The 21,747-nt window shown below is 58.8% G+C and carries 23 protein-coding genes; 14 read left to right on the top strand and 9 right to left on the bottom strand.

Annotation, left to right across the window (positions count from 1 at the left end; genetic code table 11):
• Positions 1–527 precede the first annotated feature (527 nt).
• From repA to NF876_RS00880, 5 genes are all read left to right on the top strand, one after another.
• On the top strand, positions 528–1,739 hold the full coding sequence (gene repA / locus NF876_RS00900; protein WP_262267135.1) for a plasmid partitioning protein RepA: 1,212 nt from the start codon (positions 528–530) through the stop codon (positions 1,737–1,739).
• Positions 1,739–2,860: a plasmid partitioning protein RepB gene (gene repB / locus NF876_RS00895; protein WP_262267134.1), complete on the top strand. Its 1,122-nt coding sequence runs from the start codon at positions 1,739–1,741 to the stop codon at positions 2,858–2,860. The genes repA and repB overlap by 1 nt, the downstream gene beginning before the upstream one ends.
• Before the next feature lie 559 nt (positions 2,861–3,419).
• On the top strand, positions 3,420–4,559 hold the full coding sequence (locus NF876_RS00890; protein WP_262267133.1) for an RHE_PE00001 family protein: 1,140 nt from the start codon (positions 3,420–3,422) through the stop codon (positions 4,557–4,559).
• Between the two features lie 87 nt (positions 4,560–4,646).
• Positions 4,647–4,832, top strand: a complete 186-nt coding sequence (locus NF876_RS00885; RefSeq protein ID WP_262267132.1) for a hypothetical protein — start codon at positions 4,647–4,649, stop codon at positions 4,830–4,832.
• A gap of 59 nt (positions 4,833–4,891) precedes the next feature.
• Positions 4,892–5,410, top strand: coding sequence for a hypothetical protein (locus tag NF876_RS00880; RefSeq protein WP_262267131.1), 519 nt, complete (start codon positions 4,892–4,894; stop codon positions 5,408–5,410).
• A gap of 415 nt (positions 5,411–5,825) precedes the next feature.
• Here NF876_RS00880 and NF876_RS00875 read toward each other — a convergent pair whose 3' ends face one another.
• Positions 5,826–7,052: a glycosyltransferase gene (locus NF876_RS00875; RefSeq protein ID WP_262267130.1), complete on the bottom strand. Its 1,227-nt coding sequence runs from the start codon at positions 7,050–7,052 to the stop codon at positions 5,826–5,828.
• Between the two features lie 406 nt (positions 7,053–7,458).
• Here NF876_RS00875 and NF876_RS00870 point away from each other — a divergent pair, with 406 nt between their 5' ends.
• Positions 7,459–7,773, top strand: a complete 315-nt coding sequence (locus NF876_RS00870) for an EthD family reductase (protein WP_262267129.1) — start codon at positions 7,459–7,461, stop codon at positions 7,771–7,773.
• 28 nt (positions 7,774–7,801) lie between these two features.
• On the opposite strand, the gene NF876_RS00865 is transcribed toward NF876_RS00870, so the two are convergent.
• Both NF876_RS00865 and NF876_RS00860 read right to left on the bottom strand, forming a co-directional pair.
• On the bottom strand, positions 7,802–8,539 hold the full coding sequence (locus NF876_RS00865; protein ID WP_262267128.1) for a DUF72 domain-containing protein: 738 nt from the start codon (positions 8,537–8,539) through the stop codon (positions 7,802–7,804).
• 22 nt (positions 8,540–8,561) lie between these two features.
• On the bottom strand, positions 8,562–8,750 hold the full coding sequence (locus tag NF876_RS00860; RefSeq protein ID WP_262265886.1) for a DUF3606 domain-containing protein: 189 nt from the start codon (positions 8,748–8,750) through the stop codon (positions 8,562–8,564).
• Positions 8,751–8,948: 198 nt separating this feature from the next.
• Here NF876_RS00860 and ku point away from each other — a divergent pair, with 198 nt between their 5' ends.
• Together ku and ligD are read left to right on the top strand one after the other, a co-directional pair.
• Positions 8,949–9,830, top strand: coding sequence for a non-homologous end joining protein Ku (gene ku / locus NF876_RS00855; protein ID WP_262267127.1), 882 nt, complete (start codon positions 8,949–8,951; stop codon positions 9,828–9,830).
• Between the two features lie 32 nt (positions 9,831–9,862).
• On the top strand, positions 9,863–12,442 hold the full coding sequence (ligD, locus tag NF876_RS00850) for a DNA ligase D (RefSeq protein WP_262267126.1): 2,580 nt from the start codon (positions 9,863–9,865) through the stop codon (positions 12,440–12,442).
• A 94-nt stretch (positions 12,443–12,536) separates the two neighbouring features.
• Here ligD and NF876_RS00845 read toward each other — a convergent pair whose 3' ends face one another.
• Positions 12,537–13,979 (bottom strand): RES family NAD+ phosphorylase, encoded by a 1,443-nt coding sequence (locus NF876_RS00845; protein WP_262267125.1) that lies wholly within the window; start codon positions 13,977–13,979, stop codon positions 12,537–12,539.
• A 48-nt stretch (positions 13,980–14,027) separates the two neighbouring features.
• On the opposite strand from NF876_RS00845, the gene NF876_RS00840 reads away from it, so the two are divergent.
• Entirely contained in the window at positions 14,028–15,059 is a 1,032-nt protein-coding gene (locus tag NF876_RS00840) for a GAF domain-containing protein (RefSeq protein WP_262267124.1), read from the top strand.
• 14 nt (positions 15,060–15,073) lie between these two features.
• On the opposite strand, the gene NF876_RS00835 is transcribed toward NF876_RS00840, so the two are convergent.
• Positions 15,074–15,403, bottom strand: a complete 330-nt coding sequence (locus NF876_RS00835) for a hypothetical protein (RefSeq protein ID WP_262267123.1) — start codon at positions 15,401–15,403, stop codon at positions 15,074–15,076.
• Between the two features lie 586 nt (positions 15,404–15,989).
• Here NF876_RS00835 and NF876_RS00830 point away from each other — a divergent pair.
• From NF876_RS00830 to NF876_RS00815, 4 genes are all read left to right on the top strand, one after another.
• Entirely contained in the window at positions 15,990–16,175 is a 186-nt protein-coding gene (locus tag NF876_RS00830) for a hypothetical protein (protein ID WP_262267122.1), read from the top strand.
• Positions 16,176–16,219: 44 nt separating this feature from the next.
• A complete protein-coding gene (locus NF876_RS00825) occupies positions 16,220–16,519 on the top strand; it encodes an integration host factor subunit alpha (RefSeq protein WP_262267121.1) in 300 nt (99 codons plus the stop codon).
• A gap of 297 nt (positions 16,520–16,816) precedes the next feature.
• Positions 16,817–17,371, top strand: a complete 555-nt coding sequence (locus tag NF876_RS00820) for a hypothetical protein (protein WP_262267120.1) — start codon at positions 16,817–16,819, stop codon at positions 17,369–17,371.
• A 708-nt stretch (positions 17,372–18,079) separates the two neighbouring features.
• Positions 18,080–18,553 (top strand): sigma factor-like helix-turn-helix DNA-binding protein, encoded by a 474-nt coding sequence (locus tag NF876_RS00815; RefSeq protein ID WP_262267119.1) that lies wholly within the window; start codon positions 18,080–18,082, stop codon positions 18,551–18,553.
• A gap of 13 nt (positions 18,554–18,566) precedes the next feature.
• Here NF876_RS00815 and NF876_RS00810 read toward each other — a convergent pair whose 3' ends face one another.
• From NF876_RS00810 to NF876_RS00795, 4 genes are all read right to left on the bottom strand, one after another.
• Positions 18,567–19,358, bottom strand: coding sequence for a restriction endonuclease (locus NF876_RS00810; RefSeq protein WP_262267118.1), 792 nt, complete (start codon positions 19,356–19,358; stop codon positions 18,567–18,569).
• Between the two features lie 124 nt (positions 19,359–19,482).
• Complete coding sequence (locus NF876_RS00805) at positions 19,483–19,653, bottom strand: hypothetical protein (protein WP_203447239.1); 171 nt, start codon at positions 19,651–19,653, stop codon at positions 19,483–19,485.
• Positions 19,654–19,815: 162 nt separating this feature from the next.
• Positions 19,816–20,121 (bottom strand): hypothetical protein, encoded by a 306-nt coding sequence (locus NF876_RS00800; RefSeq protein WP_262267117.1) that lies wholly within the window; start codon positions 20,119–20,121, stop codon positions 19,816–19,818.
• Between the two features lie 93 nt (positions 20,122–20,214).
• Positions 20,215–20,424, bottom strand: coding sequence for a cold-shock protein (locus tag NF876_RS00795; protein WP_262267116.1), 210 nt, complete (start codon positions 20,422–20,424; stop codon positions 20,215–20,217).
• Positions 20,425–20,711: 287 nt separating this feature from the next.
• Between NF876_RS00795 and NF876_RS00790 the strand changes: the two genes are divergently transcribed.
• On the top strand, positions 20,712–21,512 hold the full coding sequence (locus tag NF876_RS00790) for a phosphatidylinositol-specific phospholipase C/glycerophosphodiester phosphodiesterase family protein (RefSeq protein WP_262267115.1): 801 nt from the start codon (positions 20,712–20,714) through the stop codon (positions 21,510–21,512).
• The last annotated feature ends 235 nt before the right edge of the window (positions 21,513–21,747 follow it).

Genomic DNA, 21,747 nt, shown 5'->3' with positions numbered 1-21,747 from the left:
CTCACCGGGCAGGATGCTCAATGAGCTTTAGGTCGATACGAGGATTTTCTAACCAAAGCGGCCTCTATGGGTCGTTGACACCTGTCAACTGAAGATCCCGCAGCCCGAGAGTACCGGCGTATCGATCTGCGAAATCCTATGGAAGGTACCACGGTCCTCCGCGCTAGTTGACACCTGTCAACTCCCCGCCAATGGGGCAGGGAGTCGGATAACCTTTGCGCGATTAAGCCGTTCACTTGGGCAGCCCCAAGCATGGAGAGATCGCTTTACGAGTTGACATCTGTCAACTGCGGGTCCGTCGCTAGATGTAAATCCAATAAACTCGGCTTCGATCAACCGTTGCCACCTGTCAACTCCACGCGCAGGGCAGGGGCGCCGGGAGATCCCGCTCCCTGACAAAACGTTGCGAACATCCCTAGTTTTTGCCGCTCTAAAGGGCAATTTTTACCAATTGTAAAGGATTTCGAGCTTCTAGTTACGCAAGCGGCCGCTTTTGCGGCGACACTTCCGTATCTAGGAGGGATCACATGGCCCTTGCACAGCTGAAATCCGATGAACCTCAATGGGTTGATGAGCAGATCTTCCGGGCGCATGCGAAAGGACTTTCTGAGAAGCTCCATTCGCAACGCCTCGCCCTCCATCCCCCGATCGCGCGCAAGACTCTGCGCAAGTTTACGTCCGTCGAAGCCGCTAAACTGATTGGCGTCAAAGATGGCTATCTCCGGCAACTCTCATTGGAGGGGAAGGGGCCTCAGCCTGAAGTTCTTCCGAACGGCCGTCGGCAATATAGCCTTGAGGATGTTCATGCGTTGCGCGCCTATCTGGATGAAACAGGCAAGGCTGGGAGACTGTACGTAAAGCACCGCGCTGAACATGAGCACCTGCAGGTTATCAGCTGTGTAAACTTTAAAGGGGGCAGCGCCAAAACAACAACTGCTGCCCACCTTGCTCAGTACCTTGCCATGAACGGGTATCGGGTCCTCGCTGTCGACCTCGACCCTCAAGCCAGCCTTACAGCTTTGCACGGGCTCCAGCCAGAGATGGATGTCAATCGAAATGAAACCATTTATGGTAGCATCCGGTATGATGATCAGGCCCGCCACCCAAGCGAGATCATTCGCAAGACCTATATCCCTGGCCTCGATTTGCTTCCAGGCAATCTAGAGCTACAGGATTTTGAGTACGATACGCCAAAGGCACTGGTGTCCCGGGGTCCAAACGAACCGATGTTCTTCGAGCGGATCAGTTTGGCTCTCTCTGAGGTCAAGGACAATTATGATGTTGTCATCATTGATTGCCCGCCTCAGCTCGGCTTTCTTACCCTCTCGGCTCTAAGCGCGTCGACCTCTATGGTCATCACAGTGCATCCTCAGATGCTGGATGTGATGTCAATGTGCCAGTTCCTGACCATGGCGTCAGACCTGCTCGAGCACGTGAAAGATGCTGGAGGCCAAATCCGGTTCGACTGGGTCAGGTATCTTGTTACTCGCTTCGAACCTGGCGACGGGCCCCAGTCCGACATGGTCAAATTCATGCGCCAGCAGTTCCCGGAGTTTGTGTTCAACAATCCGATGCTAAAGAGCACAGCCATTGCCGATGCTGGGATTACGAAGCAGACCCTTTATGAGGTCCCAAAAGAACAGTTTTCGAAGTCTACCTACGATAGGGCTATGGAATCGTTGAACAGCGTAAACTCTGAAATCGAAGATTTGATCAAGCAGGCTTGGGGGAGAAAGTAATGGGACGCAATAGATCCGCGTTTCTCGGCATCGAGAACAACACTCCCGTACCGGCAGAGCCGTCTCTCGCGCTCGTCCAAAACGAGCTGAAGGCCGCACTGGAGCAGCCCGAACCCGTTACGACATCCGCAACTGAACCGGCGCCTACCCCTGTTGCGCCGCAGACACGTACGGGAATGGGCTGGAACGTCTCCCAAGCCAAGACTGCAAACGCTGTTGGTGCCGTCGGCTCGGCACTTGGGAATCTGCGGGGACAAACGAACGCTGAGATTGCAGCTCTGAAGAGCCAGCTTGAGTCCGGCGACACCATCGTGGAGCTAGAGACTGATAAGATCGATGGATCATTCGTATCTGATCGTATGGAGCGTTCTGACGAAGCCACCGACACGCTCGTCGAGCAGATCAGGAACCGCGGACAACTCGTTCCGATCCTAGTCCGGCCAAACCCAACGGTCTCGGGGCGCTACCAAGTCGCATTCGGTCACCGGCGTCTTGCCGCGGCCAAGAAGCTCGGAATTACCGTTCGGGCCATCGTTCGTAATTTGACCGATGAAGAGCTTGTGATTGCACAGGGGCAAGAAAACAATGCCCGCCTCGATCTGAGTTACATCGAAAAAGCCATGTTCGCTGTGAAGCTTGAGGAATCTGGCTTCAACCGCAACGTGATTGGTGCCGCACTTGCCGCTTCTAAGAGTGAACTCTCACGCCTTATTGCGGTCGGCACGAAAATTCCGCGCAGCATCATAATGGCTGTCGGTGCCGCTCCCGGCATCGGACGGACACGTTGGAACGATCTGCTTGAGTTGTTCAAGGAAAACAAGTGCCTGGATCGCGCCACGGAAATCGTCACCAAGCCCGACTTCCAGGACCTAAGCTCCGATGACCGCTTCACGGCGTTGGTTGCCAAGCTGTCCAAGAAGGAGCGTGTAGAACCCTCTCAGTCGCAACCGCAGATCTTCCTGAAGGACGCCCACGGCCGACGTGTCGCTCGCATAACAGATTCTGACGATCGTGTTGCCATTCAAATCGACAAAACCGTAAACAGCAAGTTCGGCGCATTTCTTGTCTCGAAGATTGAGCAGCTTTTCCGGGAGTTTGAGGAAGCTAATCCGTCGACGTAATCTGCTCAGGGCAGGAGGTTCCCTCCTGCCCTCTGATCTACCTAGCTAAATTTTTCTGTAATCATTCAATCGAAGTTCGACTGTAGCGATCTTATCAGCCAAGGACTTGATTGGTCGCCAGGGAACATTGCTGAACGCTGCGCCACGATCACAGGCGTTCCTAATCAATACGAGCCGAGGGTACAGGCAAAAGCCAGCAAACGTAGCGAGGGGAGGGGACAAAAGTGCGGGCTTGCTGTCCTCAATCTGGACTCTGTACAAAGTCGGAAGTTGCGTTCAACTGATCGGTTGATGTCGCCGCCAAACCGGTTTTTGAGGGCTGCTGCAGTCGTACTTTCTTAGCCAATTGGGGGAAATGTGCTCCCTGGGGCAGCCAGAATCGGCCAAGATTGGCCCAGATCGGCCGGTTTAGGGCCAAAACAGCCTAGGATGTTCATTTCCTGCCCGCGCTTCGCGCTCATGGCAGATCGTAGCGACGCCCAGAAACGCTACCGTTGTCGATGCTTAACCCTTCTTATACAAGAGCTTAGAGAACGAGGAATCAGTTAGGGGGCTGCTGGTGCGCCTGAGTTTGACCGATGAAAGATCAGAGCGATCGGCGATCGCTGTTCCCGAATTACCGTGGGAGACAATTGCTGGTCGTTTGGAGCAGCTCACGATCGACATTCTTCGTTTCGATGCCCGGTTGGAGGCGTCGTGTCTGGCCGCTGGCTGGCAGTCCCGTTGCGACATGACTGAAGCCGTCCGAGCCCTCATGCTCGACGGCCATCTAGTCGACGTCGGCGATCTGGTGCTGCATGACGCCGGAATGGACGTCCGCAGCCCGACGCACGAACTTACCCGGGCGGCTGCCGCTCTCAAAGCTCGCCGGACTGCCATGGCAAGAAAAGCCCCTTGGCCAGTATCTTTCGACGGCCTTGCGGCCCTGAGAGGTGTTGGCGGGATCGGCGCCGAAGCGACAGCATCGAAACGTAAGCGGCCTGATCCCGATGATGACGAGGCTTATCCGGCCTTTGCCAATGACGCGGACCCTTGGAAGGCGCATTTTGCCGAAATTGACGCCGTCTTGGATCGCACCACAAGGGTCCTGGCGGGTGAAACTCCGCTGCCCAAGAGCCGGTCGCACCTGGTTTATGACCCAGATCAGGATGAAGCAGAGGCCGAGGACCTGTGGCTCGATCTTGTCAAACGGACTTCTCATTGGCCGGCCGTCGCTGCTGCGGCCGTGGCCTGGAACGTCTGGCTGGATCTAAACCTCTATACCCGCTTGCCCTGGTTGGGGCTAACGATGGCCGCTTCTATCCTGCGAGCGAGAGGGCTGACGAACCACCTTCTCCCGCTGGCGGCCGGCTTCAAGCAGTCGAAGTTCCGACCGCAGGGCAGGGAAGGGGCAAAGGAGAAACTCGATGGCTTTTGCAGTGTCGTCGAGGAGGCCCTGGAGATCGCGAACAAGGATCTGGAGAGGCTGATCCTGGCACGTGAGCTGATGGCGCGGGTCACAGCCAAGACCCGATCTAACTCCAAGCTACCGGAACTGGTCGACCTGTTCCTGTCCCGCCCTTTGGTGACGGTGCCGCTCGGCGCCAAACTGCTGAAGGTCACGCCGAAGGCGGTGGATCTGATGCTGCAGCAGTTGGGCGGGGCCCTCCCGCGGGAACTGACCGGCCGAACCCGTTATCGGGCTTGGGGCATCGTCTAAGCTTTCCTTAGTTATGCCATGAGGCTGTCATTGGCTGTTCATATTCAATGGGTTAGTGCTTGATCCCGTTCTCAAGGGCGGTTTCCTATGTTGATGTGGAGCACAGTTGTTACCTTCCTCCTCTCGCTGGTGGCTGTCGGGCCGCTGCGGGCGAGTGCTCCCTCCTGGCTTCTGTCCGGTGCGGAACTGGCGGCGGTGATCAGCCTCTTCGCTCTGGTGTGCTTTCTTGAAAGCAGCGGCGGCAACACGGACCGCTCCAATCCAACGGCCTGACAAGTTTCGGTAAGGAACTCCGCCTAGGGTGCTGCTCCGTCCTTGATCGGAGACAGCCCATGAGAAGCTTTCTGCTCGCCACGATCGGGATTGTCCTGGCGTCCCCAGCAGCGATCGCCGATGGCCTGAGCCTTGCAGGCTCCCTATGGCAATGCACCCGCGCTTCCGACCGATCTCAGTTCGTGATTACCTTCTATCCGGGTGGTGGCGTTGGGGGAGGGGAATTCGAGAACGGTGAGGTGACCCCCTACATCTTCGATGCGTCCAAGACGAAGCCGGGCGAATGGCCGGGCAAGTGGGACCAGACGGGCCAGCGTTTCACCTGGGCGTTCCCGGATCAGAGCATCCGGATTGAGGGAAGCCTTCCAGGTCCGGGGCAGGCAAATGCGCCGCTTACTGGCACCGAGACCTCGTCGGGAGAGCGCTCGGCCATTACCTGCACCTCCCTGTCCAAGCTGCCGAAGATCGGGGAGGGTTTTGTAATCCCGAAGAACGGTCGCTTCATCGATCTGGACCAGGACGATGGCGAGCTGAAGGTCCCGGCGGGCGTCTCGCTTCAGGAGCCGGGAGGACGCTAGGAGTTACGATCGCGGTGAGCAGGGCTCAGTCGGATCTCGGTGCTCGGCCGAGAGCCATCGGCGGTTCGATGTGATGACCTCCAGTCCCAAAAGTCTGGCCAGCCTGCGACATAATGTTCACTCTGACCTGCTTGTGAATTGTATATCAATCCTTATATCAGGCTTACCCCAGCGGACATCGTATGTGGACTTCGTGAGCGACGGGCGTCACCGCGTGCTCCGATGAGACCGTGCCGGACGGATGTACTCCGGCACGAGCTGTTCCTGCGCTTGCCTGACGATGCGAGCGCCCGTCTGGTACCTTATCAGCCCAGGCCCGTAGTGCGCGAGGCCGAGGTGCGAAGGCACCCGGTCCGTACGCCCCGGAGCCTGGGCTTTTCCATTTTCTGTCAGGCCCCGATGAGAGCCGCACGACTTAACGACGTTTCCCTCGGATTGCAGCAATCAGCAATTCCGCCGCGACCATCGCCCGATCGTGGCGGACCGTCCCGGCGATCGCAGCCGCTCGCTCGCTGGTTTCCGGGGCGAGTGCTGTCTTGAGCGGGGCCAGGAGCGACCCAGTTCTTGGATTTGATCCCTCGTGCGCAGCACCAATGCCGAGTTCGGTGACACGGCGGGCCCAATACGGCTGGTCGGCGACCTGGGGCACCACCACCTGCGGCGCGCCAGCGCGCGCCGCCGCTGTGGTCGTTCCGGCGCCGCCATGGTGCACGACGGCCGCGACCCTGGCGAAGAGCGCCTGCTGGTTGACCTCACCGACAACGAAGCAGTCTTCCTGATCGTCGATCAACGCGAGATTGGCCCAGCCGCGACCAAGGATCACGCGCCGGCCTTGCGCGCGAACCGCCTCGATGGCAACGCGAGCTGGGTCCTCTGCCGCGTGCATGGCCATGCTGCCGAAGCCCACATAAACCGGAGGCTCTCCAGAGGCGAGAAATGCCTCCAACTCGGCTGGGAGCGGACGGCTGTCGGACAGGATCCATGCTCCGGTCTGGACCGCGTCGGTCAGGTCAGTCGGACGCCATGGGCTGAGCACCGGGTCCGATGCCAGCCATGGCCGATGTGTGAAGACATGGTCGCGGACATTGTCGAGGGGCGGCAGGTCGATTGCGGCGCGGTGAGTGTTGACCGCTTGACCGAAGAGCGCGTTCTTCGCCTGGGCGTTGAACGCCCACAGAGCCAGATTGTCGGTCAGTCCTGGTGGGTGGGGCCAGCCCGGGTATTCCATGGGCGGGTGGTGCGGTGAGGGCACCATGAGCGGGCAAAAGGCCGCCCAGCTGAAATGGATGCCCAGCTTCTCGGCCACGGACTGAGCCGCCGCCACGGACGGGAACAGGCCAGTTGCGACGATTGCATCACAGCCCTCGGCCGCCGCCGCGATCGCCTCATATTGGGCCGGGACCATCTTGGTCGCCAGTTCGGGCAGCTTTAGGCCTGATTGTTTCGCCTGCGCGATCCACTGGCGCACTGGCATGAAGGCTGGTGCCATCGGCAGGCCCTCTCGCTCCAGCACCCCGACGAACTCGGCATCGGCCGGGGCGGATACCAGCGGCTCGACACCCCTCGATTGTAAGGCCAAGCCAAGGGCCACCAGCGGCTGGACATCCCCACGCGACCCATAAGTCGATAACAGCACACGCATCTTCAAAGCTCCCTCAAGGTTGATCGAGGGCAGCGTTTATGGGCCATGACCGGGGGCTTGCCGCAAGCCGGGGGTCCGCTACAAATCAATAGTGGAAGGATGTGATGGCTCTTCCATTTTCCCTCGAGCTATCAACATCCGCTCACTAGGTCACGCACTCATAAACTAATGGCGGGAGCTGCAAGGTTCTGATCCAAGCTTCTTGAGGGAAGCTGCTGATGGCGCCAGCGTCGCTACGAGTTGACGGAAATTCGAATAGACGGTGATCAAGCCGCTGCTACCGAGCAAGTCGCGCGGGCTTGCTTCCGTCAAACCCGCTTTAGCTAAATCTGGATGCGCTTTACGAGCCGATGACCTATAAGGGCCGCTCGGACGCTCGGAGAGACGTTCAGACAGGAGCCTGACCATGATCAAGTTCAGCGTCTACTATCCGGCCAATGGCGGCTCGAAGTTCGATCACGACTACTACCGCACCCGCCACATGCCACTGATCCAGGAACGGCTCGGCGATGCCTGCCTGCGCTACGAGATCGATAAGGGCCTTGCGGGTCGCGAACCGGGCAGCGCGCCGGAGTTCGTTGCGGCGTGCCACATCTACTCGCCGACCCTGGAGACATTCCAGGAGGCGTTCTTTCCCCACTCCCCGGAGATCCGCGCGGACGTCGCCAACTATACGGACATCGTGCCCATCGTGCAGATCAGCGAAGTCATTGGAGGGTAGGGGGCGTCGGCGCGTCAGGCGGCTGAGACTAAAGAAGCTTCAATGCGCTTAGCGCATCGCCAGTCGCTGCGAAAGCAGCCGTATTGTCGAAGATGCACCAGACTGCTCGGCCGGCCTTCGCATGGTCTCCAAGGGTCGCGGCGGCTTCCGCGATGACCTCTTGCGAGTACGCCGAGTAGTACATCTTGGGCGACCCATGCAGGCGGTAGTAGACCAGACCAGTCCAGCCGCCCGGAGTACCGGCACTCGGATGAGGCTTGGGGTCGGCCGCCACCCGGGAGATCCGGTGCTCCAGGAGGAAGGCGTCAACATCGGCGGTGAACCATGAGGCGTGCCGCGGTTCACAGACGAGATCTCCATCAAAGGCCTCTCGAAGCCTCTCAACGAATGATCGCACGTCGACAGGGTCGAACTTCAGGCTTGGAGGAAGCTGAATGAGAACTGGTCCGAGCTTGGGCCCGAGTCCGGCAATTTCTCCCAGAAAGCGCTGCAACGGCTCGTCGATCTCGCGGAGGCGGCCTTCGTGGGTGATCGTCTTCGGCATCTTCATGGCAAAGCGGAAATGCTCCGGGACATCACCGGCCCAGCGCTGATAGGTCGACAGGCGATGCGGGCGATAGAACGAGGAGTTGATCTCGACGCCGTCAAACCGGCTCGCATAGCGTACCAGATGGCTGCCCTCGCTCGAGAAGGCGTCATCGTACTGCTTTGGGATCGCCCAGGCGGCGGTCCCAACGAAGATGCGGTGCTCACTCCTACCCAACATCAGGGCACCGGGCTGCCAGGGGTTAGCCTCGCTTGAGCTTCCCAGCCGCTGCATCGAGCTTCTCGCGGCTGTTCCCGTGCTCCTTGATCAGCTCCTCAGCCTGCGCAACACTGATGCCGTGCTTCCGGGCAAAGTAGCCGACCTCGTACTCTTCTCCGCCGGCGACCCGGCCGCGGTCCGCACCACCGCGATTGGCTTTGTCATCAGACATTCCGTTACTCCATACACAACTACGACACTTCAAAAATGCGTCACGATGGGGAGTGGTTTCCTGGTGCGTTAACCAACCCCGAGACTCCTGTGGAGAACTCGGAACGAGTCATTTCGGGGCGACGTTGCTGACTCGTGAGGCTGCCGGTCAAGGTTGTTAGGGCCGTCACACAGTAGCGTATCGCTGGGAGTTCCACCCATGGCTGAACGGACAGTTTGGAAAGGTCATATCAAGCTCTCTCTCGTGTCCTGCGCGGTCGGCCTATACCCCTCCACCTCGTCGGGTGGGAAGATCCGGTTCAACACCCTCAACCGCAAAACCGGCAACCGCGTGAAGCGCCAGTTCGTCGACAGCGAGACGGAGGAGGTCGTGGAGAGTGAAGACCAGGTCAAGGGCTTCGCCGTTGGCAAGGGGAGCTACATCCAGGTCGAGGACGAAGAACTCGACGCCCTGAAGCTGGAAAGCACCCACACCATCGACATCGAGAGCTTTGTGCCGCGCGAGGAGGTCGATGAGCGCTTTCTTGACACCGCCTACTACATCGCCCCGACCGATAAGGTGTCCAACGAAGCCTTTTGCGTCATTCGCGATGCCATCCGCGACAAAGGCATGGCCGGCATTGCCCGCATCGTGCTGGCACGCCGTGAACGCATGATCCTGCTTGAGCCCCTCGACGAAGGGCTTGTCGGAACCACCCTGCACGCGGCCGACGAGGTACGCGACGAGGACAAGGTCTTCGACGAGATCAGTGAGGTGAAGTATCCCAAGGAGATGAAAGATCTCGCCGCGCACATCATCGACAGCAAGGCAGCCCACTTCGATCCAAAGCAATTTGATGATCGGTACGAGGAAGCCGTCGCCGAGCTTCTGAAGTCGAAACAGGCCGGCAAGCCGCTGAAAGAGGAGCCGTCCGAGAAACCCTCGAACGTCGTCAATCTGATGGACGCGCTCAAGCGCAGTGTCTCAGCCGAGAAGGAAGGGTCTGCGGCCAAGAAGGTTGCTCCAGTGAAGAAGACTGCTGCGAAATCCAAATCGGCGAAGAAGCCCGCACCGAAGGCGAAGGCGCGTAAAGCCGGGTGACTATGACGTTTCGTGTTGCGTAGGAGAGTTTCATGGTCGCGGCCTCAGCCCGTCTGAAATCCAGGAAAGCGCCGTCGCGCGGCCGGACCGTTACGAAAACGGCAACTGGTTCGCTCGCCACCTACCGGGCGAAACGCGACTTCTCTGTCACGAGCGAACCCAAGGCGACGAGAGCCAAGTCTCAGGGGAATCGCTTCGTGGTGCAGAAACATGATGCGCGCCGCCTGCACTACGACCTTCGGCTGGAGCTCGACGGGGTTCTCAAAAGTTGGGCAGTGACCAGAGGCCCGAGCTTGGTCCCGGGTGAGAAGCGCCTGTCGGTGCATACTGAAGACCATCCCCTGAAGTACATCGATTTCGAGGGCGTCATTCCGGCCGGCCAGTATGGCGGCGGGACCATGATCGTCTGGGATCGGGGACGCTGGTTTCCGGAAGGCGACCCGCATGCCGATTATGCCCGTGGCCGTTTGACCTTCACCCTTGAGGGCGAGCGCCTCAGGGGCAAGTGGCACCTCGTGCGGACCCGCGGCAAACCCGGCGAGCGGAATGAGCAGTGGCTGTTGCTCAAGTCCGATGATGAAGCCGCCCGCACCTCCGAGGATCCGGACATCCTCGAGGAGGAGACGACCTCGCTCAAATCAGGCCGGACCATTGAGGAACTGGCCGCCCAAGGCGATATACGGATCGACCATGCGGCACGCGAAACGGTGGCCAGATCCAAGCCTCAGAAATCGCGGCGCCCCTCGAAGGTCAAAGGTGCAAAGAAGGGCATTCTGCCAGCCTTTGTCGAACCCGCGTTGGCACAACTGGTTGAGAGTGCCCCAAGGGGTGGCAACTGGCTTCACGAGATCAAGCTCGATGGCTATCGCATGCAGGCTCGCATCGATGGCAGTGAGGTCAAGCTCCTGACACGAAAGGGGCTCGATTGGACTGCGAAGTTCAAGCCAATCGCAAATGCCCTCAAAGAACTGAAGATCCCATCGGCCTTGCTCGACGGCGAAATCGTCGTGGAAGATGAGGCAGGGGTCTCAAGTTTCTCGGCACTCCAGCAGGAGCTTAAGGGCGGGAAGGGCGAGCGCTTCGTCTACTGTGTCTTCGATCTGCTTTATCTCGACGGCGAGGACCTGAGGAAGGCGACACTGGCAGACCGCAAGGCAGCGTTACGCCTCCTGTTCGATGACCTGCCTCAGGGTGGCGCTATCCGCTTCAGCGACCATCTTGAGGAGGATGGGGCAATGCTCGTGCGGCACGCGTGCCGGATGGGCTTGGAGGGGATCATCTCCAAGCGCGCCGATCAGCCCTACAGGTCAGGGCGCGGCGATGACTGGGTCAAATCGAAGTGCACGCAGCGCCAGGAGCTTGTGATCGCAGGCTACTTGCCCTCGACCGCGAGCAAGAAGGCTGTGGGCTCACTGGTCATGGGTGTCTATGACGCCGGCAAGCTCATCCCTGTCGGTCGCGTCGGGACCGGCTTCACATCGGAGGTCGCGGGCGCGCTCTACAAGACCCTCACGTCGATCGAGATCAAGGCGACGCCCTTTGCCGGCAAGATCCCTTCCGCTGCCAGCCGTGGTGTAAAGTGGGTCAGGCCAGAACTCGTCGCCGAAGTTGAGTTCCGCGGGTGGACCCATGACGGCATGGTCCGGCAGGGCTCTTTCCAAGGGCTGCGTGAGGATAAGGATCCGCGGGACGTCGTGCGGGAGACAATTGCGCAAGGCTCTCGCGACACACGCCCTGGTCCTACGATCCTTGAGAAAGTCCATCTTTCCCATCCGGACCGCATTCTGTGGGAGGACGCGGGGATCACCAAGCTCGGGCTCGCTGAGTTCTATACGGAGATCGCCGATTGGATCCTGCCTCACATCGTAAACCGGCCACTGTCGCTTCTGCGCTGCCCAGGCGGATCGCAGAAGGAGTGCTTTTTCCAGAAGCACGCCTGGGCCGGCCTTGATGAGGAACTGATCCGGCGGATTCGCGTCGGAGAGGATGAGGCTGTTGCGATCCAGGACCTGTCCGGGCTTCTCGCCTTGGTGCAAGCCGGTGTTCTTGAGATCCACCCGTGGGGTTCAACGCTGAAGAACCCGGAGAAGCCTGATCGGCTTGTCTTCGACCTGGATCCGGGCGAGGGCGTCAGCTGGGACGCGGTCGTTCAGGGTGCGATCGACGTGCGTGATTACCTCCAGGACCTCGATCTTGTGAGCTTCGTCAAAACATCCGGCGGCAAAGGGCTGCATGTGGTCGTGCCGCTCCGTCCGAAGGCATCCTGGGACGAGGCCAAAGCATTTGCGGCCGGTGTCGCAGCAGCGATGACGAAGGCGAGCCCCCTCCTGTACACGGACACGATGGCGAAGCGAGCCAGAACAGGCCGGATCTTCATCGACTACCTGCGCAACGGGCGGGGGGCGACGGCCGTGGCGGCTTATTCCACGCGAGCCCGGGCCGGAGCTCCTGTTTCAACGCCCCTGACGTGGGAGGAACTGTCGACGATCCGCAGCGGCAATCAATATCGGATTGGCAATCTGGCCGCGCGCTTGCCTCATCTTCAGAATGATCCTTGGGCTGAGTTTGGAAGTATCGACCAAGTGATCCCGAAATCTCGGAGACGTTCTTAGGCGGTACGGGGTCTGATCAGCACAGGTGTGGCGATACCCTATAGGTCACCACCGATATGCTAGTGGCTGCCAAGTGCGGTAATTTGAGACCCCACTAAAAATCCAACCCCTTTTTCCAAGGCTCCCACTGATGGTGGGAAACTTCATATGGATCAGTGTCGATGGACACCCGTTTCACGTGATGAACGGTGAGCGAGGCAGATTGAAGTCTGAGGGTTGAGTTGCGCAGATCCGTGTCGTCGGCGGCAGGAGTGCTTGAGCCTTCCTGATGCTTGGCGCTGTCACTGGCCTGGAATGGCTCGGGAAGCTCTTCGATGATGGTGTAGTCGGGTTCAACGCCATCTTCAGTGGTTGTATAGAGCTGCGCACTGATCTTTGCGCTCGTACTGGTATCAGCCGGCTGCACACGGGCAGCCTTGTGAAACAGCACGACGTTGTACTGATCCTCTCCCGCCTGGACAGACGGGTAGATGATGCCGTCCAGGGGCGGGTCCGCTTCCGTGGCAAGGAAGTCCGCGACAGCCTGGGTCGCCAGGTATTCAAACGGCTCGTCACTCGGCATGACCGGCACCGTGATCCGCTTCCCGAGGATCGCGAGGAATGCGACGCGCTCCAACTGTCGAACGTAGTCTGGATCGAAAATGCTCCCCGACAGTGTGATGCGGTCCAAAGCCCTGAGATCCAAAAGCCGAAGAGGAGCAATCACCTCAAACCGCCCTACAAGAACCTTGCTCCCGACTGGCGGGCGCACCTCGGCGATGGCTGCTGCGGGGTCGCTCGCACCATAAAAGACCGCGATACCGCGTGCGTTCATTCGGCCGTCTCTCGCCCTTTGCGAGGGCGGCGTCCCAAGCCGCTGTTCTGGATAAACGAGGGCATCCCGAAGATCGCTGTCAGCTTCAAAGGAGCGCGCCCGATAGAATGCGGAGTGCTGAGTTCCAGGGCCGGCGTCGACAACGACATGGCGACCGTCTCGGGTTTGCAGATGCGAGATGTCCTTGAAGATCACCTCCAGGGTCGCCGCGGCATCCCGGCTGAAGAACCGGGTCTCTGTTTTCAGCTTCTCCTCGAATAGGAACCATTGTGCCTGCCATTCCCTCGGATTGGGACCTTTCTCGGCGTAGCAGGCGCCGGCGTCGAATTCGGTTTCATCACCGATTTTCATGCTTTCCCAGTCAGCATAGCGGTCGGCAAGTACCGCTTGGATGTCTCGAGCCGGCTGCTCACCGATGAGCGCCGCACCGCAGATCGCAGAGACAGTGGGGAAGCCTTCCCGCTCCCACTCGTAGTTTAGCTCCTTGTCCTTCTGCATCATCCACTCGAGGTCCGAGGGGTGCTCTGATGTCCGCTCGAAGTGCTGCTCGAAAGCCGTCTCGATCCGATCGGCCATCTCGGCGATGGTAAAAGTTTGCCCAGGCTGGCCACAATAATCGCATTGACCATGGGTGCCCTGATTGGCGATCAGGTCCTCTAGATAAGTTTCGCCGACACAATCAAAGCAAATTCGCTTTGTCTTCAACTGGCCGATGTCGGACATAGGTATTTCTCGGGCTGGGACTTCAGGAGGGAAGATCTGGCCCGCTCCATGTGGTTTGGCCGCGTGCTCTTGTCCAGCCGAATTGTGACAGAGCCGCCCATCGGACGAGTTGCCGCAGGATTGTTCGGTCACATCATCGTTATCGAGGGTTCCAAAACGGCACTCCGTATGGCAGGCGACGATGTTCCGGACCTGATGGTCTCCTTTCTCCTACCAAGCGAGGGACACCGAGGACGAATGCACTTTCCGCTGTCGCCCAACGAATCCGAGCGCCTCGCCGCTCTTCATAAGCTCGAGATCCTTGATACGCCTTCGTCACCGGCTATCGACCGAATCTGTCGAATTGCACAGCGGTTGTTCGACGTCCCCATGGTTCATGTGACGCTAGCCGACACTCATCGGTACTTCTTCAAGGCACGGTTCGGTGGAAGTGAGGCAACTGAAATTCCCCGAGACTATGCGTTCTGCAACTACACGATCTTGCACGATGAGGTCTTCGTGGTTCCGGATGCATTGACGGACCCAACATTCAGCAAAAACCCCCATGTGATGGGCCATCCGTTCCTCAGATTCTACGCTGGCGTTCCACTGACGATCCGGCCGGGGATCCGGCTGGGCGCATTTTGCATTTCCGACGTGAGGCCTCGCGAGTTCAGCCCCCATCAAACATCGCTGCTACGTGGTCTCGGCCGGTTGGTGGTCGACGAGATCTGGTTGCATCATCTGGACGTGTCGGGTCACGTTGAGACCCAGTTCCATGCGTCGGGGGCCATGGACCAATCTCTCGACTTCGAGACATGGATTCTGCCAACAAGCGCTCAGATCCGGGCAGCCCGTGGGCTGCTGAACTGGTCAATCCGAGAACTCGCAGAGGCGGCCAACATCTCGCCGGCATCAGTGAAGCGGATGGAGATTTCCGGAGAGCTGTCAGTCCGGCGGACCAGCGTGGATGCTGTTGTGCGAGCCTTTGAGCAGCACGGCGTTCAGTTTACCCGTGAGCCTGATGGGACCGTTGGAGTGGCCCGGAGGTCGCAGCTAGGGGACGTCCGCATCCCTGAAGAAACGGACTACCCGTTCTAAGAAACGACTGCCGGTCAACTGGGGAGGTGATGGGATACGTGGGCCCGTGGTTCCGACATGGCCTCCCAGGCGAGTTCGGCCAGCACTCCGTAGCGTTCCTGATGGGCGGCAGAAGCCCAGATCACCTCGAGGTGGCCTCTAATGTCACGCAACGCGATGACCGAGCCGTCCCAGCGAACCGTGGCTGAACCGGCTGAACTGGCGTCATAGCCCGTTTCCTCGCGCCAGATCATTCGGGCGATGGCGCACATCACCCCGAAGGCCTCGTGGAGCCGGGAGACGCGGTCCGGCTCTGTCTCCTCATTGAGGGCCGACAGGGTGGGGTAGTGATACAGGCTGCTCATCAGGGATGTAACCGACTTTCATGCCAAGATAGGACTTTATGGCATGCCCATAGCTTGAGGGGGTTGCGGCCAAAGGCCCCTAATCAGCCGGAATAAACAGAAAAGCCTCCCCACCCGCCGTTGCCGTGGAGGTGAGGAGGCTTCCTTGAAGTGAGGAGGTTGTGATCCTCGCCCGAGTAACGGCGAACCTGGCGGATGGTTTCACCGGGCCCATACGGGTCTGAGGTCGGACCCGCGACGAAAGGGTTATTGCCATCGGCCGAGCCAATCGGTCTTGTCGCGGTGGATCAAAGCAAGCCAGTGGGCCGCCGGGCACATTGGGCCCAATGAGAAGACAGGGGCAGCCATGACGGGACGTAGTGACAGGCCTTTGCCAGCTTGGTGGCCGTGGTTTCTGGCAAGTATGGCGAGTGTCAGCTTCGCTCTAGCCCCGCTTCTGAGGTAAGGCCCAGAGACCTCCATCTGCGCCTTCGTTGGCTTGATCCACCGCATACGGCCACGCTGAAACTGTCCGCGCAGGCGTGAGTTGCCCCTTTCACATAGGTTAATCAGGGGCAATGCAGGGCATAGCCATGAGAACGATGCCATGCAGCAGAATAACACTCGGGATTGGTCGCGTGACCTCCCCAGTAGCTTGAACTTCTCCAAGGAGCAGGTGGTCTATTTCATCGGGCACTCCTTGAGGAGCCTGTACGACGATGTCATCGCCGCCGACATGCCGGGGCATCTGAAAGCTCTTGTGCTCAAGCTGGAGGAGAAATATCCCCCGTAGGGCATGCCCTGGTGAGGGCATCCCTTGGACGGTGGAATGATCTGATGACTAGCAGGAATGTAACTCGAGCGGATCTGGCTCAGGCCGTCGTCGAGGCTGTTGGCCTGCCCCGTCATGAAGCCGTAGCCCTTTCCGAGCAGGTCCTAGCCGAGATCTGCGATACGCTGGAGCGAGGGGAGAATGTGAAACTCTCTGGGTTCGGGAATTTCGTGGTTCGAGAGAAAGCCGAGCGAGTGGGGCGGAACCCAAAAACCGGGGTCGAGGTGCCGATCGAGCCTCGCCGGGTCGTGACCTTCACGCCATCCCATAAACTGAAGGATCATGTAAATAGCTCGAGGGCCTAAAAGCCGCTCCCCGGTACGATTAGAGCAAAAGGATTCATCGTGTCGTCAGGTCATATCGATGTAGGTCCGATACTGGACACACAAATCGGGCTCTCGACAGTAGGCTTTGTGGATTTAAGCTCGGGCACTCCGATCCCGCTGGGCTCTGGAACACTGGTTAAAACCAGGACGGTCCAGGGGATACTGACCTGTGGGCACGTAGCGATGCCGATTGCCCGTCAGACCGAAATAGGCGTTGTCCTATTTCCAATCCGAAAAGGAGACTTGCAGCAAATTCGCCTTCCCGTCCCGGACCTCATGAAGAAGGCGATCATTTGGTATGATCAGCAAGATGACCTTGGGAGAGATCTGGCTTTCCTCCCAGTCGCCGACAGTCACATGTCAAGCCTCGGCGCCAAGGGAACGATAGTTGACCTCGATCTACAAGCGAGCCGGGCTGCTCAACCCGATCCGGACGGCAAAGTGATTGATGCTGCGGCAGGAGTTGTTGGAGAGATGACCCCACCCGCTGCGCAGCGGGAGAACAGGATTGTTCTAGCTGCGGAGGGATTGATTAACGTTGGCAAGTTCGTGGCGACAAGCCATGGGACAGCTGACTTCGACCTGATCAGGCTTGATCCGCGTCCTAGTAAAGATTTCACGCTCCCCTCGACCTATGGCGGCATGAGTGGTGGAGGCATGTGGCGGATCTTCGTTCGAGAGAAACAGGATGGGGAGTACGAGGTCGTGGAACGGCGTCTCGTGGGTGTGTCGTTTTACGAAACTGCGCTGCCGAACCGTCACATTATCGGTCATGGACCAGACAGTTTGTTTAGGCATTTGCTGCCGGAGATCATTCAGCACTGGCCTTAGCGGCAGATAGGTTGGCGTGTAAAGAAGAGGCCGCTGCAAGCAGCGGCCAGAGCTTGAAGAAACAATCCGCCGCCTTAAGCCGGCAGCATCTCTGAACTGGTTGCTAGTGCCTGTTTCAGAGCGGCTTTTGCATTGTCGGCTTCGATGTCGAATCCAGCGACAATCGCCATTCTTAAAGCCTCTGCCATAGATTTCAGCTAAAGCATGGTGGAATCGAGTGTAAGCGTCGCGCACGTCATCATTTGACACGAGACGCTTTAGCCAAGTCCATGCCTTCGGATGGCTGTCCCAGAACGGGCGGCTATAGTGGACGAACTCCTGCAGTCTCGGCAGTGTCGCATTGCGGTCCAAGACCCGTATGTCGCCGATTTCGCGCCCTCTAAGCCGGTACTGGCCATGGTTAATCAGCGGTTGCAGGAGTGGCGGCGGGTATCAAAAATTGCCGGATCGACACCACCTCTAGGTTGAACAATCAGCCTCGGACACGAGGCGGCAAAGCGGAACAAGAACGAATCAACAACCAATTGGCATAGCTGAGCTTGAAAAACGCGAATCAGGGACTCTATTCTGGTTCGGGCCAGCTTAATTCGGCTGGCCTATCCCAATGGCCGTGCGGGGCTGGCGGAACCTGTCATCACCTCTTCGTCGTTCAAAAGTCAGTCTGACCCGGTGTGAGTCCATCGGGGCAGGAGTTCAGGAGTCCCTCTTTTGGCTACGCTGAAGCAATTCGAAGAAGCCCTGCGCGCCCAAGGCATGAATATGGCCCTGGCCATCTTGGAGAAGATGCGCAAGGAGGAGAAGAAGACACGATCGATCACTCCGGCCCGTCGGGTCTCAGGGCGCAAGATGACGCCGGAGCTCGCCCGCAAAGTCCTCGAACTTCATAACACCACTGACATGACCCAGCAGGAGATTGCCTTCCAGCTTGGGGTCAATCAGGGGCGCGTGAACGAAGTAATTCGCCGAGGGAAATGGCTGACTGAGGATCCGCAGTCCGAGGAGGCTCAGGCGCGAGATAAGGCGAAAGCTCGAATGAAGCGCATGCAGTCGGAGGATACACCGATCCCGCGCAAGCAGCCGGTGGCCGCAGGTGTCGAGGAAGCGCCGAAAAAGCCGAGAGCGAAGCCCTCTAGCCCCGCACAGTTGTCGATCGACGACTTTCTCAAAGTCTCCGACGACTAAATGGAATCTTGTATCAACGGGACCCATCCCCGCTGGTTACGATCAACTCAAGACGGGGCAGATCGCTATGGTGCATCAGCAGCACACCATTCTTGTGCGCGAGCTGGCGGGCGGACTTAGTGAAGACCGAATTGGTGACTACGACCGCATAAGGGGCATCCTGAAAGGCGGCGGCGGCATAAGCCTCTTGAACCGCCTTGTTGCCGACAGTGCCGTTGTAGAACTTGCACTGGATCACAACCCGCCGATCCTCCTTCTCCGCAATGATGTCGGCTCCTTGGTCACCTGATCCCGGCGTAAGTGAAGCACGCCATCCGGCCTCCTGGAGGATATCGCGGCAGTAGAGCTCAAACTCTCTGCCGGTCATCGCGTCGTCAAATTCAACTGTTGGCTCGGCCGGCTGCTGCCGATCGATGATCCGGTTGATCCGGGTCCTCAAGCGGGCCGCGTACCGCTTCGAATCCTTGGCTAGGAGATGCTCGACCCTCCTGCGCTGGAACTCTGGCACGAGCGTCTTCTTGATGAAGGTGTTGAGGTGCCTGTCCCAGGTCTCCTCAGAGACGTTCCCATATTCATCCGGTGAAAGCATATGGGCGCGTTTGGTCGCTAACGTCCTGACATGTGTCAGGGCCGCCCGGTCTGTTAGGTCATAGATGAGCAGAAACGAATGAACCTTGGTGAGGCGCAGGAATAGCAGCAGCGCGAGCCCGATCCAGGCGGCGATCGGCTGGAGATACAAGCCGATGCCGAAGAGGAAGAGCAGTACGGCGCTGAACGCCTTATGTCTCCAGAGGTAGCGAAACATTCCCTTATCCGGCAGTCGGCGGCGGCTTTCAGTGTGACTGCGAGGGTTTTGGATAGCCGACTGGGGTTACTAGCAGCTTCGCAAAGATTCAGGCCCGCTGAAACTCACAGGATTATTTCGGCTGCTACTGCCTGGTGATCCGCGTCCGGTCGAGGATTTGACCCGCGAACTCCCGCAACTCTTCGGCAGTGCTGCCTTCATCTCGCTGGATGACAAAGAGCCCTGTATGAAGCAGGATCATCAACTCCCGAGCTTGCTGCGCTTCGCCATCTGCGGCCGGCATGACCTCAGCCATCTTGGCTCTCATGATGGCAGCGTCGCGTTCGAGGATCTCCATAAGGCGTGTGGTCACTGCGTTTTTTCTCCGAGGCAAGTCCTCAGGGTCTAATCACCTGAGATAGTTCACATCTGCCAATTTATAATAGGGGAGGTGACGGGCAGATTCAGGAACGCGGTATCACTCCGGCTTGATACCAAGGGCAACGCAATAGCCGTAGTAAGCATGCTCCCCTGCCTTATGGTAGATCTCTACAATGTCCATTTTCTTGCGCCGGTCGAGAGCAAAGCGGGATCCGGTCCGCTGCAGGCGTAAATAGGCCTTGGGACAAGCATCGAGTTTGACGGTCTCACGCAGTCGCGGAAACTCCTCAGTGGACATTTCCTGCGAGTAGCCATCACGCCCCATGAACATCACAAAGACCTTCCGGTGCGCGTTGATGAAGCGCTCGTCGCTGAGGAAGTCAGGGGGCGATGTCTCTGTCATGGGGTTCTCCAGTTTGGCAGGCACAACAAAAAAGCCGCCCCGAAATGGAGCGGCTTGTGGTTGAGGCGGAGCAATCCGCAATTGTGAGAGGTCTCAGACCTCCTGCAGGTTGGCCGCAGACTCTTTGCCAGTCCGACGGTCCTGCTCGATCTCGTAGGAGATCTTCTGGCCGTCCTTAAGACCGCGGAGGCCTGCGCGCTCCACTGCGGAAATATGAACGAACACGTCCTTGCCGCCATTGTCCGGCTGAATGAAGCCGTAACCCTTGGTTTCGTTAAACCACTTAACCGTCCCAGTCGCCATTCTCGTCTCTAGTCCCTTGTAATTCCCCTCCGGCAGAGCGCCTTGCTCCACCCTCCGGTGACCGATCCGTCACGCGAAGGAGGCTAGTTGGGCAGGGCAACCGTGGCAACAAAGTGGCGGAAGGGTAGTTAATGGCAGGAACGGGCCATTAGAGTTGCCTCCAGGCGGTCTGGACCTATCTCCGAGATCTGGGTGTGAGCCGGCTAAGGACTGTGCCGTCATCAGTATGTCACCGATCCTTGGAAGACCAGTATCCCAGACAAGCAGACAAAACTACTGGAGGAAACATGAAGACCCTGTTCCTGGCAGCTATCCTCGCCTCTATGCCGGCGATGGTCTCTGCAGCCGACGTGAAGCCTCTTGCTCAAGCCCATGCTCACAACGACTACGAGCATCAGCGGCCGCTGCTCGATGCCCTCGACCATGGCTTTACCGGCGTCGAGGCTGACATTTGGCTTGTGGACGGCAAGCTGTTGGTGGCGCACGAAGAGGCGCATATCAAGCCGGAGAGGACCCTGGAGGCGCTATATCTGGCCCCCCTGAAGAAGCGCATCACCGAGAATGGTGGCAGGGTCTATCCGGGGAGCGAGGGATTCACGCTCCTGATCGATATCAAGACCGAAGGCGAGCCGACCTACAAAGCTTTGGCCGAGGTGCTTGCCAAATATGCGGACATTCTGACGGTCGTTCGGGACGGCAAGGTTCAGGCTGGAGCCGTTACTGCGGTCGTGTCCGGCAACCGCCCGAAAGACTCCATGCTCTCAGAGAAGGTTCGCTATGCCGGGTACGATGGCCGCATGCCTGATCTGACCTCCGACATGCCCGCGTCCTTCATGCCGCTTCTGAGCGACAACTGGACCAAGGTGTTCACCTGGAAGGGCGACGGAGAGATGCCCTCGGCCGAGAAGGCCAAATTGCAGGACATTGTGAAGACGGCCCATGGCAAGGGCTGGACCATTCGGTTCTGGTCGACACCCGACCAGCCGGGTCCGCAACGTGACGCAATCTGGAAAGAGCTGAAGGCGGCCGACGTCGACAAGATCAACACCGACGATCTTGCAGGCCTGCAGACTTTCCTGAGCAAGTAACCCGATAAGCGACCGAGATGCGCGCGTGGTGAACGTGCATCTCAGTTGTTCCAGGCCCGTGGGTTAAGCAGTGGGCTGGATATGGCTTCAAGAATGTCGGTATCCATCGGTTTCGACGCCGATGAACATCCCGTGCCAGGTGCCGCCGAAAATGTTGTCGAACGAAATGTGCCGGAACCGCTTCCGAAATTCTCGATAAGTTGGGCTTCCGTCGGCTGAGCGTTGGAACAGTTGG

This window comes from Microvirga yunnanensis (assembly GCF_025460875.1).
This window is presented reverse-complemented; position numbering and strand designations above follow the sequence as displayed.

What these genes read in the sequence shown, in the direction of transcription:
- NF876_RS00805 (WP_203447239.1), bottom strand. Translation starts at nt 19,653, where the DNA reads ATGGCTGAGGTCATGCCGGCCGCAGATGGCGAAGCGCAGCAAGCTCGG.
- NF876_RS00825 (WP_262267121.1), top strand. Translation starts at nt 16,220, where the DNA reads ATGACTAGCAGGAATGTAACTCGAGCGGATCTGGCTCAGGCCGTCGTC.
- ku (WP_262267127.1), top strand. Translation starts at nt 8,949, where the DNA reads ATGGCTGAACGGACAGTTTGGAAAGGTCATATCAAGCTCTCTCTCGTG.
- NF876_RS00885 (WP_262267132.1), top strand. Translation starts at nt 4,647, where the DNA reads ATGTTGATGTGGAGCACAGTTGTTACCTTCCTCCTCTCGCTGGTGGCT.
- NF876_RS00870 (WP_262267129.1), top strand. Translation starts at nt 7,459, where the DNA reads ATGATCAAGTTCAGCGTCTACTATCCGGCCAATGGCGGCTCGAAGTTC.
- NF876_RS00820 (WP_262267120.1), top strand. Translation starts at nt 16,817, where the DNA reads ATGAAGAAGGCGATCATTTGGTATGATCAGCAAGATGACCTTGGGAGA.
- NF876_RS00835 (WP_262267123.1), bottom strand. Translation starts at nt 15,403, where the DNA reads ATGAGCAGCCTGTATCACTACCCCACCCTGTCGGCCCTCAATGAGGAG.
- repA (WP_262267135.1), top strand. Translation starts at nt 528, where the DNA reads ATGGCCCTTGCACAGCTGAAATCCGATGAACCTCAATGGGTTGATGAG.
- NF876_RS00840 (WP_262267124.1), top strand. Translation starts at nt 14,028, where the DNA reads ATGTGGTTTGGCCGCGTGCTCTTGTCCAGCCGAATTGTGACAGAGCCG.
- NF876_RS00790 (WP_262267115.1), top strand. Translation starts at nt 20,712, where the DNA reads ATGAAGACCCTGTTCCTGGCAGCTATCCTCGCCTCTATGCCGGCGATG.
- NF876_RS00880 (WP_262267131.1), top strand. Translation starts at nt 4,892, where the DNA reads ATGAGAAGCTTTCTGCTCGCCACGATCGGGATTGTCCTGGCGTCCCCA.
- NF876_RS00860 (WP_262265886.1), bottom strand. Translation starts at nt 8,750, where the DNA reads ATGTCTGATGACAAAGCCAATCGCGGTGGTGCGGACCGCGGCCGGGTC.
- repB (WP_262267134.1), top strand. Translation starts at nt 1,739, where the DNA reads ATGGGACGCAATAGATCCGCGTTTCTCGGCATCGAGAACAACACTCCC.
- NF876_RS00865 (WP_262267128.1), bottom strand. Translation starts at nt 8,539, where the DNA reads ATGTTGGGTAGGAGTGAGCACCGCATCTTCGTTGGGACCGCCGCCTGG.
- NF876_RS00800 (WP_262267117.1), bottom strand. Translation starts at nt 20,121, where the DNA reads ATGACAGAGACATCGCCCCCTGACTTCCTCAGCGACGAGCGCTTCATC.
- NF876_RS00875 (WP_262267130.1), bottom strand. Translation starts at nt 7,052, where the DNA reads ATGCGTGTGCTGTTATCGACTTATGGGTCGCGTGGGGATGTCCAGCCG.
- NF876_RS00845 (WP_262267125.1), bottom strand. Translation starts at nt 13,979, where the DNA reads ATGTCCGACATCGGCCAGTTGAAGACAAAGCGAATTTGCTTTGATTGT.
- ligD (WP_262267126.1), top strand. Translation starts at nt 9,863, where the DNA reads ATGGTCGCGGCCTCAGCCCGTCTGAAATCCAGGAAAGCGCCGTCGCGC.
- NF876_RS00830 (WP_262267122.1), top strand. Translation starts at nt 15,990, where the DNA reads ATGCAGCAGAATAACACTCGGGATTGGTCGCGTGACCTCCCCAGTAGC.
- NF876_RS00810 (WP_262267118.1), bottom strand. Translation starts at nt 19,358, where the DNA reads ATGTTTCGCTACCTCTGGAGACATAAGGCGTTCAGCGCCGTACTGCTC.
- NF876_RS00795 (WP_262267116.1), bottom strand. Translation starts at nt 20,424, where the DNA reads ATGGCGACTGGGACGGTTAAGTGGTTTAACGAAACCAAGGGTTACGGC.